Source organism: Bacteroidales bacterium, from assembly GCA_016709865.1.
Classification (GTDB): Bacteria; Bacteroidota; Bacteroidia; order Bacteroidales; family VadinHA17; genus LD21.
The window spans coordinates 226,465-241,395 of sequence record JADJLX010000005.1 but is presented as its reverse complement, the minus strand read 5'-3'; the positions used below and the strand labels follow the sequence as shown (position 1 = coordinate 241,395).

Genomic DNA, 14,931 nt, shown 5'->3' with positions numbered 1-14,931 from the left:
TGAGAATCAGCCTCTTTTTATTTAATATTCATCTTCATTAAAAAAGAAGTCATCTTTACTCGGATAGTCAGGCCAGATATCCTCAATACTTTCATAAATGTCCCCCTCATCTTCAATTTCCTGAAGGTTTTCAATCACTTCCATCGGGGCACCCGATCTAATGGCGAAATCAATCAGCTCATCCTTAGTGGCAGGCCATGGAGCATCCTCAAGTTTTGATGCTAATTCTAGTGTCCAGTACATAATTTCCTGATTAAGTTAAGCTTTAAACAAAGTCTGCAAATATATATATTATTTTAAATAAAAAACAATAGCCAATTTAAAGATTTTTAACAATTCAGACAGACCACTTAACTTCCTCACTATCAGTCTCTAATGCAATTTTCCTTGATAAAACAAAAAGATAATCAGAGAGACGGTTAAGGAATTTATATATCAATTCAGGTGATCCTTCGGCTTCGTTTAGCCTGAGTACTGCCCTCTCAGCCCTGCGGCAGACACATCGGGCTATATGACAATGCGATACAACAATATTCCCTCCGGGCAGTATAAAGTTCCTCAGGGGTACAAGAGTCGCCTCCATCTTATCTATCTCCTTCTCAAGAACAGGAATACAGTCAGGCAGGGGTAAAATTTCCCTGCTTCTGCTGTTCTCACTGTCATAGGCCAGACCTGCCGCACAGCGCATCAGCTGGTCCTGAATATAAACTAACAAATCTTTGCGGGAAGTATTCTCCTTATGGTCGCGTAACAGTCCTATCCAGGCGATTAGCTCGTCGACAGAGCCATACGCCTCAACCCTCAGAGAATGCTTAGGTACCCTCCTGCCGCCTGATAAAGAGGTAGTACCATCATCACCTGTAAGGGTATAGATCTTCATGCTTAAAAATAACAAAAATATCTGAAAGATAACAGAAAAAAGGTATTATGCCTTTACATAGTGTTCGTTACGGTAATCCTGTGCAATCTCACCGTCGAATAACCTTATAATACGGGCAGCATGCCTGGCTATGTCCTCTTCATGTGTTACAACGATCACAGTATTACCTTTTTTGTGAATCGCATCTAGCAGCCCCATTATATCAATAGAAGTTTTACTGTCGAGGTTACCTGTAGGCTCGTCAGCAAGAATTATTGATGGATTATTAACAAGAGCCCGGGCAATAGCAACACGCTGACGCTGACCACCCGACAATTCATTTGGCTTATGAGTCATCCTGTCGGCAAGTCCAACCTGCTCAAGTGTTTTAATTGCAACAGCCTCTCTGTCAAGCTTAGGAACTCCGGCATATATTAATGGCAAAGTAACATTTTCAAGAGCTGTGTACCGCGGGAGAAGATTAAATGTCTGAAAGATAAAACCTATCTCTTTGTTCCTGATCTCAGCAAGATAATCGTCCTCCATTTTACTGACGTCGGTACCGTTAAGAATATAACTTCCGCTTGAAGGAGTATCGAGGCATCCCAGCAGGTTCATAAGAGTTGATTTTCCCGATCCTGAGGGTCCCATAATTGCAACATATTCATTCCTTTCAATGTTAACAGAGACTGACCGTAGAGCTTGTACAATAACAGAACCGATCTGATAGTTTTTAACAATATTTTGAATCTCAATTACTTTGTCCATAGTGCTTAAAATTTGAATTTTCGAAATTAGATTAAATATGTCAAATAATAAATTATTAATTCTTAATTTTTGTTAATGTCTGACAATATAGTTTTGGGGTGTTATACCCTTTCTGAAAAAGACTATTCCCATCCTGAAAATGTCTACTGTAACCGACACCTTTTCATCGTTCCTGATCTCATCCCATGCATCTTGCATCTCCTGCGAATAATAGATATCATCTATAACTATAACTGTATTATTATCAGATCCTTCTGCTATTCTCCGAAAATATCTCAGCAAAGGTTCTTTCCTATGATCTCCGTCAATAAAAACAAGGCCGGGCTTTACACTGTTCTTAAAAACTTCCGGCAGCATTTCGTCGAATGAACCCGTAAGAGATGTGATGTTTTTCAGTCCTGTTTCGGCGAAATTTCTCCTTGCTATTTCAGCTATTTCCCCGCTCCCTTCAATTGTATAAACCACCGATTCGGGAGAACCTGAAGCCAGGTACATTGTACTTATTCCAAAGGATGTTCCCAGCTCGACAATCATGGGCTTTCCGAATTCAGATGCCAGATTTGACAATAGTTGCCCATATTTTGATGGTACCGGCGAATATCTTGCTATTTCTGACACTTTTCTAATCTTCGTTGTTCGTTTATCCTTTCCCGAGCCAAGGTCATTTACATTAATTGACCTGTGGTCGGATCTCAGTTTCTTTCTGACCTTTTCAATACTACAGACAACATCATAGTCTGTTTTATTCCGGAATACCTTTGACACCAGATGAAAAATAAACGGACTGTGTATTCCATGTCCCTTACGGTGCTTAGCTAAAAAGATGTATTTCAGATATTTAATTGTTCGGGAAAAAATCATTTCTCTATAGACATTATAATTAGGAGAGCTTTTCAAAATTACTTATTTTCGGTAATTATTAAATATAAAAATTTAACCTCGAAGGACACAAAGTTCATCACTAAGGAACACAAAGGAATTTTCCAGATATATAAACTACTACTAAAAAAGTTAAGCAGGACAGGATCAATATGATAGTACAGGATTTCTTAGATACTAACATAACATATCTTCAGGGAGTTGGTCCAAAAAGGGCGGAACTACTCAATAAAGAACTGAATATATTCACATTCCGCGATCTGCTCTATTATTTCCCCTATAAATACATCGACAGAACACGTTTTTATAAGATTGCTGAACTTGATCCCGATCTTCCCTTCATACAGATCAGAGGCACTATAAAGGGATATTCCACCGAAGGCCACGGACAGGCAAAAAGATTAACCGCAGATTTTCAGGATGATACCGGGACAATTAAGCTGGTATGGTTTAAGGGAGGCAAATGGGTAACAGGAAGCTATACCCCGGGTGCGGAATATATTGTCTTTGGAAAGCCAACGGTATTTAACGGAATGGTAAATATTATCCATCCTGAAATTGAAGCCGCAGATAAGATGGCTGAAAGGTTGAATTCATCACTTCAGGCACAGTACAGTACCACAGAGAAGCTTAAGAATCAATTCCTTACATCAAAAACCATAAGTAAGCTTATGGGAACCCTTATTAAGCAGATAAAATACCGTATACCTGAGACTCTCCCGCCATGGCTTGTTACAAAATATAAGCTTTTCGACCTCCATGAATCGCTTCTTAAAATTCATTTTCCTTCAGATCCCGATGAGCTGGAGAAGGCCAGGTACAGGCTTAAATTTGAGGAGCTTTTTTATATTCAGCTTAACCTGCTGAGATATAAAACAAACCGTAACCTGAAGGTAAAGGGATTTGTATTCTCCAGCGTCGGAGAAAATTTTAATAATTTCTATCATAATAATCTTCATTTTACACTTACAAATGCCCAGAAGAGAGTGATGAAGGAGATCCGTAAAGATCTTGGTTCAGGCAAACAGATGAACAGGCTTCTTCAGGGCGATGTTGGAAGCGGGAAGACTCTTGTGGCTTTAATGAGCATGCTTATTGCCATAGATAATGGGTACCAGGCTTGTATTATGGCGCCTACGGAAATACTTGCAAATCAGCATTTTAATACAATATCAAAATTTCTTCAGGGAATTGATATTAAGATCAGGCTGCTGACAGGCTCCTCAAAAAAAGCTTCCAGAAAGTCTATAGCAGAATCACTCCTCGACAGGTCTCTGAATATACTGATTGGTACTCATGCACTTCTTGAGGAAAATGTTCAGTTCGCAAACCTTGGACTTGTGATAATAGACGAACAACACAGATTTGGAGTGGCTCAGCGGGCTAGGTTATGGCAGAAAAATCTGAATCCGCCGCATATACTGGTAATGACAGCAACTCCGATTCCGAGGACACTGGCAATGACACTATATGGCGATCTGGATGTTTCAGTGATTGATGAATTACCGCCTGGCAGGGTGCCAATTAAAACAATGCATTTTACCGATTCTGAACGTAATAAGGTCTTTGGATTTATAAGGAACCAGATAGCTGAGCACCGTCAGATCTATATAGTATATCCGCTGATAAAGGAATCTGAATCGATGGATTACAAAGATCTTGAAGACGGATGGGACACTATTTCACGGGTCTTTCCTGCCCCAAAATACTGCCTAAGCATTGTTCATGGTAAAATGACCCCGGCCAATAAGGAGATGTCGATGAAACTGTTCAAGGATGGAGTTGCTCATATACTTATTGCAACAACTGTTATTGAAGTAGGTGTCGATATTCCGAATGCAACTGTTATGGTTATCGAAAGTGCTGAGCGGTTCGGATTATCACAGCTTCACCAGCTGCGAGGTCGTGTCGGAAGAGGTGCTGATCAGTCATATTGCATACTTATGACTTCTGATAAACTTTCAAGAGAAGCGGCAAAAAGAATTGAGGTTATGATCCGGTCGGGTGATGGATTTGAGATAGCCGAGACTGATCTTCAGCTCAGGGGACCAGGCGATATTGAAGGGACGCAGCAGAGCGGGATCCCGTTTGATCTCAAAATTGCAGATCTCGGCAGGGACGGTCAGATAATTGAATATGTCAGGAATATAGCAGATGAGATCCTCACGAAAGATCCGCTTCTTGAAGATAACCAGAATACAGTTTTCAAAAGTGAACTGAAAAGGTTATTCAGTCAGGTTCAGTCCTGGTCAAAAATCAGTTAATTTTTTAGAGGTTAACTGATCAAAGGTAAGCCAAAGTCTCCAAAGACTTGCTAGATTTGATGTTTCGTCTTCAGACACTTTAAATAACTACGAAGTGAACTTTGCCGAGCAGTGGTAAAAATTATTTATACCCATTATAAATAAGGGCTTTGCTATAAAAACTGATAAAAAGCATCCTTCAATTCTTGCGTAATTATAAATTTGCGTTTGAATTTTTTCATCACGACTGATGATGATATGAACAGCACAAAAAACTCCGGAATAATTAATCACGAAGGCATTGTTCAGAGGATAGAAGATACATCTGTCATTGTATCAATATCCTCCTCCACAGCCTGCTCAGGATGTCATGCCGAAGGTTCCTGCAACATGGCAGGGAAAGAAGAAAAGATAATCGAAGTAACAGGCAGATACGATGTACTCCCCGGCGACAGGGTTACAATACTAATGAAACAATCTATGGGTTACGCTGCATTGCTTCTCGGGTATCTGCTTCCCCTTGTTTCGGTAGTGACTGTTCTTATAGTACTTGTAGCGCTGGAAGTGCCTGAATTGCCTGCCGGACTGCTTTCACTTGGAATTCTTATACCATATTATATTATCCTCTTTTTTTTCAGGAGAAGGGTTAATGAAAAATTTACTTTTACGTTAAAAGTCTAACCGATGAGTCCTACAATAATAATTACAATTATCAGCCTGAGTCTCCTTGCTCTGGTTTCGGCTGTCATTCTATATTTTGTTGCCCAGAAGTTCAAAGTAATTGAGGATCCGCGCATTGACCAGATCCAGGAGGTCTTACCTGCTGCTAACTGCGGCGGATGCGGTTTTGCCGGATGCCGTAATTTTGCTGAAGAACTTGTAAAGTCTGAATCGTTCGAAGGATTGAATTGTCCGGTAGGCGGCTCAGATGTTATGGGGGCAGCAGCAAAGATACTCGGAAGAGAGGCACCCGTGGTGGATCCTCTTGTGGCTGTACTCCTTTGTAACGGGACTCCTGAATTTCGTCCCAGAACCTCAAAATATAATGGTGCCGCCGACTGCAGGATCTCAAACAGTCTGTTTGCAGGTGAGACAGATTGCAGCTATGGGTGCATGGGACTGGGTGATTGCGTGAGGGCTTGCGCATTCGATGCAATGTATATGGACTCCGTAACAGAATTGCCAGTTATTATTGATGATAAATGTGTTGCCTGTGGTGCATGTGTAAAAGCCTGTCCGAGAAACCTTATTGAACTCCGGAAAAAAGCGAAGAAAGACAGGAAGATCTATGTAGCCTGCTCAAACTGCGATAAGGGAGGTCCGGCCAGAAGAGCGTGCAAAGTCGCATGCACGGCATGTACCAAATGCTTCAAGGTATGTGAATTCGGTGCAATCACAATTGAGAATAATCTGGCCTATATCGATGCTAAGAAATGTACTTTCTGCAGAAAATGTGTAACCGAATGTCCTACTAATTCAATCATAGAACTTAATTTTCCTCCGCGCAAAGTGAAAGCCGAGGCGCAGGGTGAAGCAGTTAACGGATAGTAATAAAATTTTAAAAATAAGATAGTGTTGAAAACATTTCCCATCGGAGGTATTCATCCGCCTGAAAACAAAATCACAGCTGAAAAAGCAATCGGGTATCTTGCCATACCTGAAAGCGTTACAATTCCGATCTCACAACATATCGGAGCACCATCAATCCCTGCTGTAAATAAGGGAGATAGTGTAAAAACAGGCCAGGTAATTGCAACATGCAAAGGTTTTGTTTCGACTAATATACATTCATCAGTCTCAGGTAAAATCAACAGGATCGACCAGGTGACCGACAGTACCGGTTATAAGCAGACAGCAATAATTATTGATGTCGAAGGCGATGAATGGGTTGAAACAATCGACAGAAGCAGGGATATTGTAACTGAAATAAAACTTTCTTCTGAGGAGATCACAATGAGATGTCTCGAATGCGGCATTGTTGGTCTTGGAGGTGCTACTTTTCCTTCTCATGTGAAGCTTACTGTACCAGAAGGTAAAAAATGCAATGTACTGATAATCAACGGCGTGGAATGCGAACCATATCTCACCTCAGATCACCGGCTTATGATGGAGAAGGGTAAAGAGATCCTTACCGGCATTTCTATTCTGATGAAGGCTCTGAAGGTTGATAAAGCAATGATCGGAATAGAAAACAATAAACCCGATGCGGTTAATCATCTGACAGGTCTGGCAAAAGCTTTCAAAGGAATAACAGTTCATGCCCTTAAGGTTAAATATCCGCAGGGAGCTGAAAAACAACTTATAAAGGCACTTATAAACAGGGAAGTTCCTTCAGGCCGTCTGCCGCTGGATGTTGGAGCAGTTGTTCATAATGTGGGAACTGCTTATGCAGTATATGAGGCTGTTCAGAAAAACAAGCCACTGTTTGAAAGGGTTGTTACAATAACCGGAAAATCACTCACCAATCCCGGCAACTATTTTGTCAGAATAGGAACTCCTGTCAGCAAGCTTATTGAAGCAGCCGGCGGAATGCCTGAGGATACCGGTAAAATTGTTAATGGCGGACCGATGATGGGCAAGGCTCTGAACAGCACAGAAGTGCCTGTAGTAAAAGGGACGTCAGGAATTATTCTCTTCCCCCGTAATGAGTCTGAGCGTACAGAGATTAATCCATGCATCAGATGTGCAAAATGTATATCAGCATGTGCACTGAACCTTGAGCCTTTCCTGCTAATGGTTCTTTCAGAGAAGGGAATGTTTGAAAGGGCAGAAAGTGAAAGGATAACCGATTGCATGGAATGCGGATCGTGCAGCTATACGTGTCCGGCCGGCAGACCTTTGCTCGATTATATCAGGCTGGGAAAGTCAACTGTAATAAAGATGGCCCGCGAACGAATTGTTAAATAACAAGCAAAAACAAAAAATGAGCAATATTCTGAATATATCTCCATCACCTCACGTGCATGGCAGTGAAACAACCAGGAAGCTGATGTTCGGCGTAATTATTGCGCTTATACCTTCCCTTATTACATCGATAATATATTTCGGCACAGGAGCGATAATAGTTACATCAACGGCAATAATTTCCTGCATGCTGTTTGAATACCTGATACAGAGGTTTGTACTGAAAAAGAGTATTTCAATCACCGACGGATCTGCTGCCCTAACAGGACTGCTGCTTGCATTTAACCTCCCTTCGAATATTCCGGTCTTTATGGTTGTTCTCGGAAGTCTGATAGCAATAGGAGTTGCCAAGATGACTTTCGGAGGACTAGGAAATAATCCATTTAATCCTGCTCTTGTAGGACGTGTTTTCATGCTGATATCCTTTCCTGTACAGATGACCAGTTGGCCTGTGCCATCAGGTTTTAATACAGGCTATCTCGATGCTGTTACAGGTGCCACACCGCTCGCATTAATTAAGGAAGGTGTTAAAAACGGAGAACCACTTTCAGAACTGATGAAAAAGGTACCTGATACAATAGATCTTTTAATCGGTAAAATGGGCGGATCAATGGGTGAAGTTGCAGCGATTGCGCTTCTGATTGGTTTTGCCTGGATGCTTTATAAAAAGATCATTACCTGGCATATACCGGTATCAATTGTTGCGACAATATTTCTGTTCACAGGAATTCTCTGGTTAATAAATCCTGATTCATCTGCAAGTCCGGTGTTTCACATTTTAACCGGAGGAGTACTGCTTGGTGCGATTTTCATGGCAACTGATTATGTAACATCCCCTATGAATCCGAAGGCGATGGTGATATATGGCTGCGGCATCGGAGTTATTACAGTAATAATCAGAGTATACGGGGCATACCCCGAGGGTGTCTCTTTCGCAATACTTATAATGAATGCATTTGTACCGCTTATGAATACTTATATTAAACCAAAACGATTTGGTGAGGAGGTGAAAAATGGCTAAAACTGAATCAACATTTAAAAATATGGTTCTGTCGCTGACTCTGATATCACTTACAGCAGCGGTATGCCTGGGATTTGTTTATGAATTTACAAAAGAGCCAATTGCACTTTCCAGTCTGAATAAAAAGCTTGATGCTATCAAACAGGTTGTGCCCGAGTTTAATAATAATCCGAACGATGAGCGATACATGCTGCCAACAGGCGAAGGCGACAGTCTGGAGATCTATCCTGCAAAAAAGGATAATGTAATTGTGGGATATGCTGTTAATACTTTCACAAATACCGGTTTCAGCGGATACATAGGCCTGATGGCAGGTTTTAAGCCCGATGGAACAATAATAAACATAACGGTTCTTGAACAGAAAGAGACCCCGGGACTCGGTACAAAAATGGCAGAGCCAAAGTTTAAGGATCAATTCAATGATAAAAACCCTGAACAGTTTAAGATGAAAGTAAAGAAAGACGGAGGAGCTGTTGATGCAATTACTGCAGCCACAATAAGTTCCAGGGCATTCTGTGATGCAGTACAGCGCGGATATAATACTTTACAGAAAGGAGGTACCAAATGAATCAGCTTCAGAATTTTACAAAAGGATTTATAAGGGAGAATCCAATACTGGTACTCGTTCTTGGCACCTGCCCTACCCTTGCTACAACCTCTTCGGCGATGAACGGCCTGGGAATGGGTATTGCAACAACATTCGTTTTGATCGGATCGAATGTAGTAATATCCCTGCTTGCGAACCTTATTCCCGATAAAGTAAGAATCCCTGCCTTTGTTGTAATTATCGCATCTTTTGTAACTATTGTCGACCTTCTGATGCAGGCGTATGTACCCGGTTTGTATGAAAAACTGGGTATTTTCATTCCGCTTATTGTAGTCAACTGTATTGTTCTCGGACGTGCGGAAGCATATGCCAGCAAGAACTCTGTATGGTCCTCATTCATAGACGGATTAGGAATGGGACTCGGCTTCACACTTGCACTCGGTGTTCTGGGTTCATTCCGCGAAATTGTAGGAAGCGGTGCAATAATGGGATATAAATTTATTCAGGGAGACGGGATCCTTGTCTTTATCCTCGCTCCCGGAGCATTCATGGCACTCGGGTATCTTATCGCTATTGTTAACCGGATCAAAAAATCCAAATAAAGATTGACATGGAATACATTTTAATGATCATATCGGCAGTTTTTATTAATAACGTGGTACTGGCACAGTTCCTTGGAATATGTCCGTTCCTGGGGGTCTCAAATAAGGTAAACACAGCACTCGGCATGGCAGGAGCAGTAACATTTGTGATTGTTCTGGCTACAATGGTTACCTATCTGATACAGATCTATGTTCTTAATAAGCTTGGTATTGAGTTCATGCAGACTATTACATTCATTCTTGTGATAGCTGCCCTGGTACAGATGGTTGAGATAATTCTTAAGAAAGTGAGTCAGGCATTATACCAGGCTCTTGGTATTTTTCTTCCGCTTATTACTACAAACTGTGCTGTACTTGGTGTTGCAATTCTCGTAATTAAAAAGACTATAACCTGATTGAGGGAGTAGTATACGGCGCTTCAACTGCAGTTGGCTTTGGATTGGCCCTGGTGATTCTTGCAGGTATCCGTGAGCAACTGGAACTTGCTGAGATCCCGAAAGGAATGAAAGGAGTACCAATTTCACTCGTAATTGCCAGCATTCTGGCAATGGCTTTTATGGGATTTACAGGTATTGTAAAATGAAATATTTTTCGTTACTTGTAGTGTTCCCTACCTGTCAAATATAATGACATTAGCTGACTACTACGATATTCTGGGTCTTCACGCCGGCTCCTCTGTTGATGAGATTAAAAAAGCATACAGAAAAAAAGCCCGGTTATATCATCCCGACATTAATCCTGCCCCGGAAGCAAAGGATCTTTTCATCAGTGTTACAGAGGCTTACGAATTCCTTATCGCAAATTTCGATAAGCTGAAAACCGATGAGGAAGCCTACAGGCAGGCTATGGATGACTGGCGGAAATACAGGCAGGACCGATCGCGGCAAAGAGCAAGGGTTTATGCAAGAGCATCTTACAACACATTCACAAATACAAAATTCTACAAAACCACACGAATACTTGACGGTACAACAATAATCATCAGTTTTATAATTGCTATAATTGTTCTGGTATATAGTGTATACGGCTATTTTTTCAGGCTAAGCCATCCTATTCCCGGTGTTAAAAAACCAACAGTATTTGCATTTCTTATGTTTCTGACTCTTGGAATGATCTTCTGTGTTGTATCGTTTATCTACCTGAAAGCCTACATTGAAACATCAAAAAAGCGTAAAAAGAAATCATAGCTTAATGGCATGATTTTTGGATGTCTTCTTTCGTATTTTACCTAAAAAGTTACCGCTATGAAAACCATTATATTCAGGTCTTTTGAAGGATTCCTGCTTGCTGCCGCTCTTTTTTTGATTTCATGTACTAAGGATAATTCAGAGATTGTACCGGTAGAGCCGGTTACTATTGATCTGACTGCCAGTCAGGTGGAATTAATCCAGTCGGAAAATTCTTTTGCATTCGATATCTTCGGAAAGACATATGAAAATACAGAAGCCTCAAAAAATATTATAGTCTCCCCTCTCAGCATCTCCTGCGCCCTTTCGATGACACTTAACGGAGCAGCCGGTGCTACACGCACAGCCATGCTTGAGGCTCTCAGGGTAAACGGAATAACACCCGAGGTAATAAACAGTTCATATAAAAGTCTTTCGGAGGCACTGCTTTCAGTTGATAAACGGGTGAATATTTCTATTGCCAATTCAGTATGGACAGAGAACAACTTTGTCGTGAAGAAACCATTCACTGATATACTTACAAAGTACTATAGTGCGGAAGCAAGATCATTTGATATAAATGACCCTTTGGTTCCGAAACAAATCAACACCTGGATTGAGGGTAAGACAAACGGTCTTATAAAAGACATGGTAGATAAGCTTAATGATAATACTGTTATGCTCCTTATAAATGCCATATATTTTAAAGGTATATGGAATTCAAAGTTTGATAAGGCGAACACGGTAAACAGGTTATTCTATAAACCGGATGGATCAACACTTGAAGTCCCGATGATGAAGCAGAAAGCTGATTTCAAAGTATATACCGGCGAAAACTTTGTTCTTGCCGAGTTTCCATACGGTCAGGGAAATTTTGTAATGGATGTTATTGTACCGAATGAAAATAACGGATTAAATTCAGTTGCAGCATCTCTTAACGACGATAACTTCAGAAAATGGATCGAAGGTCTGAATAAAAGAGAAACTGATCTCTCATTTCCCCGTTTTAAAAACAGTTACAAAATAAAACTGAAGGATATACTCAGCGATATGGGAATGGCAATCGCATTTTATGACGGAGCGGATTTCTCAAATATTTCAGATCGCGATCTCCTCATAAATGATGTCACTCACCAGGCATTCATAGAGACCAATGAGGAAGGAACAGAGGCCGCAGCTGCCACGATTGTTGATATAGGAATGACTTCAGCACCCTTGACACCCTTTATACTTAATATAGACCACCCATTCATATATATAATCAGGGAAGTAACCACCAACTCAATTCTCTTTATGGGAAAAGTGGCAGATCCGACTGTGAACTAATAATAATTTTACCGCAGCCTATCCTCTGCGTAACTCTGCGGTAAAAAAGAGATTTACCAAATAACGATTTTTGGGGTCATAAGGCAGAATTTGCTTACTTTTATCTAAGTAATCAAAACAATATGAAGTTACTTTTCACATTCTTTTTTGCCATTATAATCTCATTCAATATGTCTGCGCAGAGTCAGAAGCCGTTATTTTCATTTGGTGTAATTGCTGATGTCCAGTATGCTGATGCTGATGCTGCTGGAACAAGATTCTACAGGTCATCAACAGGTAAACTGAGGGAAGCACTAAAAGATCTTAAATCCGATTCTGTAAGGTTCGTTATAAATCTCGGTGATCTTATCGACAGGGATTACAATTCCTACAAACCGGTAATGGATGTGCTTGATTCATCGGGTCTTACAATCTATCATACAGCAGGGAACCATGATTACTCTGTTGATTCAAAATACAAAAAGAGACTTCCTGTACTTATCACAGCAAAAAAAGGATATTATTCAATAGTATATGAAAATTTCCGGTTTATCTTCCTGAACGGCAATGAGATCAGTACCTATTCTTCTGGCAATAAAGCCACAGTTAAAAATGCATTAGCCATTCTGGATGAAATGAAAAAGAAAGGTGAAATAAATGCAGTTGACTGGAATGGCGGGATAAGCAATGATCAGATTTCATGGTTAAGATCGCAGCTCGATCTGTCGAATGAAGCTAACGAGAGAGTATTCCTTGTATGCCACTTCCCGGTATTTCCTGAAAATGTTCATAATCTACTGAATTATAAAGAAGTACTCTCACTTCTTGAGAAATATCATAATATAATCGCGTGGCTGAACGGACATAACCATGCTGGAAATTACGGCAATTACAATATGATTCATTTTGTCACCTTCAGGGGAATGGTTGAGACTGAACAGCTGAACAGTTTCGCCAGGGTGGATGTCTACAGGAACAAAATCTGGATTACTGGAACAGGGCGGGAAAAAAACCAGATCCTGGCCTATTAAATAAGCTCAGAATTAAGAGACCAGATAATATCAGTTGGTTTTGATCAGATTTACAGGGACATCCAGTACTGATGCGAAGTATTCACCTCTTTCAAGAATATCTTCATCGCCCTCCTCATAGTACCAGTTAAAAATAAATTTTTTGTGTTTCAGAGCAACGTATGTGATCTTCTGCAACAAATGTATGAACACCTTAGCGCTGGCACTGTTAAAGTATTCAAGATTCATATCTACACAAGTAACTTCGGCAGGATTAACAATGTATGCTGTAACCCATTCCTCGACAGGAGCAAAGAAATCAGTTACATTCTCATGTATTGATCTCCCCCTGATCCTGATCATCCCCTCTGGATTTAAAATGATTTCCGGCGTGTTTTTCGTCGGTGAAATCCTCAACTCCTCCATTGCAATTTATTTGTCCCGAAATTAGTAATTTTATAATAAAACCTGCAAAAAAGTTAAACCATATCTGTTTTTCTTCGTTTACTCAGGCCCCACCTTGCTCTGCCGAAGCGGCCAAGCGAAGGCGCAGAGCGGAGCAAAGAAAATCAGAAAATTATTTAATATCTGGCTAAAGGTGCCACATCATGAGTACAAAACTCTCCCCTAAGATATTTATAATAACCTGTAATTCCTATCATTGCAGCATTATCTGTTGTGTATCTGAATTCCGGAATAAACAGATTCCAGTTCCTTCTGATTGCTTCCTCTCTCATTGCCTCTCGTAAACCGGAATTTGCAGAGACACCACCTGCAATTCCTATCTCCCTTATTCCTGTAAGTGCTGATGCCTTTACCATTTTATTTATTAGAATACTTACAATTATATGCTGAAGAGAGGCACATAAATCAGCTTTATTCTTCTCAACGAAGTCGGGATCCTCTTTTAACCTGTCTCTGAGAAAGTACAAAAAGCTTGTCTTCAGTCCGCTAAAACTGAAATCGAGGCCTTTAACAGAAGGTTTTGCAAATTTGAAAGCGTTTTTGTTTCCCTCCTTTGCCAGTTTATCAATTAATGGTCCGGCAGGATATGTAAATCCCATCACTTTTCCGCATTTATCAAAGGCTTCCCCTGCGGCATCATCGATAGTATTACCAATTACCTCCATCTCAAGATGGCTTTTCATAACAATTATGCGTGTATGTCCGCCGGAAACCAAAAGGCAAAGAAACGGGAATTCAGGGATTCTGTTTTTTTTATCTTTTTCGAGTATAAAATGAGCAAGAACATGTGCCTGGAGGTGATTAACCTCTATTAACGGTATATTGAGTGCCAGTGCAAAACCCTTTGCAAATGAGGTACCTACAAGCAGTGACCCTAGTAATCCCGGTCCTCTTGTAAAGGCAACAGCATTTATATCTTCGTTTTTAATTCCGGCTCTTACAACTGCCTGATGCGTTACCGGCACAATATTTGCCTGATGTGCCCTGGATGCCAGTTCGGGGACAACCCCACCATACGACATGTGGATCTCCTGGTTGGCAATAAGGTTGGAAAGAACACAACCATCACTTAATACAGCAACAGAGGTATCATCGCAGGAGGATTCTATTGCAAGGATTGTAACTGCCATCAACGCTTTGTTTTTCGGTATATTTTAGGTTA

At 40.6% G+C, this 14,931-nt stretch carries 16 protein-coding genes and 1 pseudogene; 11 read left to right on the top strand and 6 right to left on the bottom strand.

All coding sequences use genetic code 11. The features are described 5' to 3' along the window. Positions 1 to 21: 21 nt before the first annotated feature. The 4 genes from IPJ16_09670 to IPJ16_09655 all read right to left on the bottom strand — a co-directional run bounded on the left by IPJ16_09670 (position 22) and on the right by IPJ16_09655 (position 2,392). Entirely contained in the window at positions 22 to 243 is a 222-nt protein-coding gene (locus IPJ16_09670; protein ID MBK7627442.1) for a DUF2795 domain-containing protein, read from the bottom strand. A 94-nt stretch (positions 244 to 337) separates the two neighbouring features. After that, positions 338 to 880, bottom strand: a complete 543-nt coding sequence (locus IPJ16_09665; GenBank protein MBK7627441.1) for a cob(I)yrinic acid a,c-diamide adenosyltransferase — start codon at positions 878 to 880, stop codon at positions 338 to 340. A gap of 45 nt (positions 881 to 925) precedes the next feature. Continuing rightward, the gene (locus tag IPJ16_09660; GenBank protein MBK7627440.1) at positions 926 to 1,627 is read right to left on the bottom strand and encodes an ABC transporter ATP-binding protein; all 702 of its coding nucleotides are present in this window, start codon (positions 1,625 to 1,627) and stop codon (positions 926 to 928) included. Between the two features lie 72 nt (positions 1,628 to 1,699). Next, positions 1,700 to 2,392 carry a class I SAM-dependent methyltransferase gene (locus tag IPJ16_09655; GenBank protein MBK7627439.1) on the bottom strand — a complete coding sequence of 231 codons (693 nt, stop codon included), beginning with the start codon at positions 2,390 to 2,392 and terminating at the stop codon, positions 1,700 to 1,702. A 266-nt stretch (positions 2,393 to 2,658) separates the two neighbouring features. Between IPJ16_09655 and recG the strand changes: the two genes are divergently transcribed. From recG to IPJ16_09600, 11 genes and pseudogenes are all read left to right on the top strand, one after another. After that, entirely contained in the window at positions 2,659 to 4,770 is a 2,112-nt protein-coding gene (gene recG, locus IPJ16_09650; GenBank protein MBK7627438.1) for an ATP-dependent DNA helicase RecG, read from the top strand. A gap of 207 nt (positions 4,771 to 4,977) precedes the next feature. Continuing rightward, a complete protein-coding gene (locus IPJ16_09645) occupies positions 4,978 to 5,430 on the top strand; it encodes a SoxR reducing system RseC family protein (protein ID MBK7627437.1) in 453 nt (150 codons plus the stop codon). A 3-nt stretch (positions 5,431 to 5,433) separates the two neighbouring features. Further along, on the top strand, positions 5,434 to 6,297 hold the full coding sequence (locus IPJ16_09640) for an RnfABCDGE type electron transport complex subunit B (protein MBK7627436.1): 864 nt from the start codon (positions 5,434 to 5,436) through the stop codon (positions 6,295 to 6,297). 24 nt (positions 6,298 to 6,321) lie between these two features. Then, the gene (gene rsxC / locus IPJ16_09635) at positions 6,322 to 7,656 is read left to right on the top strand and encodes an electron transport complex subunit RsxC (protein ID MBK7627435.1); all 1,335 of its coding nucleotides are present in this window, start codon (positions 6,322 to 6,324) and stop codon (positions 7,654 to 7,656) included. A 16-nt stretch (positions 7,657 to 7,672) separates the two neighbouring features. After that, positions 7,673 to 8,674, top strand: a complete 1,002-nt coding sequence (locus IPJ16_09630) for an RnfABCDGE type electron transport complex subunit D (protein ID MBK7627434.1) — start codon at positions 7,673 to 7,675, stop codon at positions 8,672 to 8,674. Then, positions 8,667 to 9,242, top strand: a complete 576-nt coding sequence (locus IPJ16_09625; GenBank protein ID MBK7627433.1) for an RnfABCDGE type electron transport complex subunit G — start codon at positions 8,667 to 8,669, stop codon at positions 9,240 to 9,242. The genes IPJ16_09630 and IPJ16_09625 overlap by 8 nt, the downstream gene beginning before the upstream one ends. After that, on the top strand, positions 9,239 to 9,823 hold the full coding sequence (locus tag IPJ16_09620; protein MBK7627432.1) for an electron transport complex subunit E: 585 nt from the start codon (positions 9,239 to 9,241) through the stop codon (positions 9,821 to 9,823). The genes IPJ16_09625 and IPJ16_09620 overlap by 4 nt, the downstream gene beginning before the upstream one ends. Positions 9,824 to 9,831: 8 nt before the next feature. After that, a pseudogene (gene rsxA / locus IPJ16_09615) lies at positions 9,832 to 10,406 on the top strand (electron transport complex subunit RsxA). 43 nt (positions 10,407 to 10,449) lie between these two features. Then, a complete protein-coding gene (locus tag IPJ16_09610; GenBank protein MBK7627431.1) occupies positions 10,450 to 11,010 on the top strand; it encodes a DnaJ domain-containing protein in 561 nt (186 codons plus the stop codon). A gap of 57 nt (positions 11,011 to 11,067) precedes the next feature. Continuing rightward, positions 11,068 to 12,315: a serpin family protein gene (locus IPJ16_09605; GenBank protein ID MBK7627430.1), complete on the top strand. Its 1,248-nt coding sequence runs from the start codon at positions 11,068 to 11,070 to the stop codon at positions 12,313 to 12,315. 122 nt (positions 12,316 to 12,437) lie between these two features. After that, on the top strand, positions 12,438 to 13,325 hold the full coding sequence (locus tag IPJ16_09600; GenBank protein MBK7627429.1) for a metallophosphoesterase: 888 nt from the start codon (positions 12,438 to 12,440) through the stop codon (positions 13,323 to 13,325). Positions 13,326 to 13,355: 30 nt separating this feature from the next. On the opposite strand, the gene IPJ16_09595 is transcribed toward IPJ16_09600, so the two are convergent. Together IPJ16_09595 and tsaD are read right to left on the bottom strand one after the other, a co-directional pair. After that, positions 13,356 to 13,730, bottom strand: a complete 375-nt coding sequence (locus tag IPJ16_09595) for a DUF1987 domain-containing protein (protein ID MBK7627428.1) — start codon at positions 13,728 to 13,730, stop codon at positions 13,356 to 13,358. A gap of 155 nt (positions 13,731 to 13,885) precedes the next feature. Beyond that, positions 13,886 to 14,899: a tRNA (adenosine(37)-N6)-threonylcarbamoyltransferase complex transferase subunit TsaD gene (tsaD, locus tag IPJ16_09590; protein MBK7627427.1), complete on the bottom strand. Its 1,014-nt coding sequence runs from the start codon at positions 14,897 to 14,899 to the stop codon at positions 13,886 to 13,888. Between the last annotated feature and the right edge of the window lie 32 nt (positions 14,900 to 14,931).

Coding starts and splice junctions, on each gene's coding strand:
- IPJ16_09610 (MBK7627431.1), top strand. CDS start 10,450: ATGACATTAGCTGACTACTACGATATTCTGGGTCTTCACGCCGGCTCC.
- IPJ16_09595 (MBK7627428.1), bottom strand. CDS start 13,730: ATGGAGGAGTTGAGGATTTCACCGACGAAAAACACGCCGGAAATCATT.
- IPJ16_09670 (MBK7627442.1), bottom strand. CDS start 243: ATGTACTGGACACTAGAATTAGCATCAAAACTTGAGGATGCTCCATGG.
- IPJ16_09620 (MBK7627432.1), top strand. CDS start 9,239: ATGAATCAGCTTCAGAATTTTACAAAAGGATTTATAAGGGAGAATCCA.
- IPJ16_09640 (MBK7627436.1), top strand. CDS start 5,434: ATGAGTCCTACAATAATAATTACAATTATCAGCCTGAGTCTCCTTGCT.
- IPJ16_09660 (MBK7627440.1), bottom strand. CDS start 1,627: ATGGACAAAGTAATTGAGATTCAAAATATTGTTAAAAACTATCAGATC.
- recG (MBK7627438.1), top strand. CDS start 2,659: ATGATAGTACAGGATTTCTTAGATACTAACATAACATATCTTCAGGGA.
- IPJ16_09625 (MBK7627433.1), top strand. CDS start 8,667: ATGGCTAAAACTGAATCAACATTTAAAAATATGGTTCTGTCGCTGACT.
- IPJ16_09630 (MBK7627434.1), top strand. CDS start 7,673: ATGAGCAATATTCTGAATATATCTCCATCACCTCACGTGCATGGCAGT.
- IPJ16_09665 (MBK7627441.1), bottom strand. CDS start 880: ATGAAGATCTATACCCTTACAGGTGATGATGGTACTACCTCTTTATCA.
- IPJ16_09600 (MBK7627429.1), top strand. CDS start 12,438: ATGAAGTTACTTTTCACATTCTTTTTTGCCATTATAATCTCATTCAAT.
- IPJ16_09605 (MBK7627430.1), top strand. CDS start 11,068: ATGAAAACCATTATATTCAGGTCTTTTGAAGGATTCCTGCTTGCTGCC.
- tsaD (MBK7627427.1), bottom strand. CDS start 14,899: ATGGCAGTTACAATCCTTGCAATAGAATCCTCCTGCGATGATACCTCT.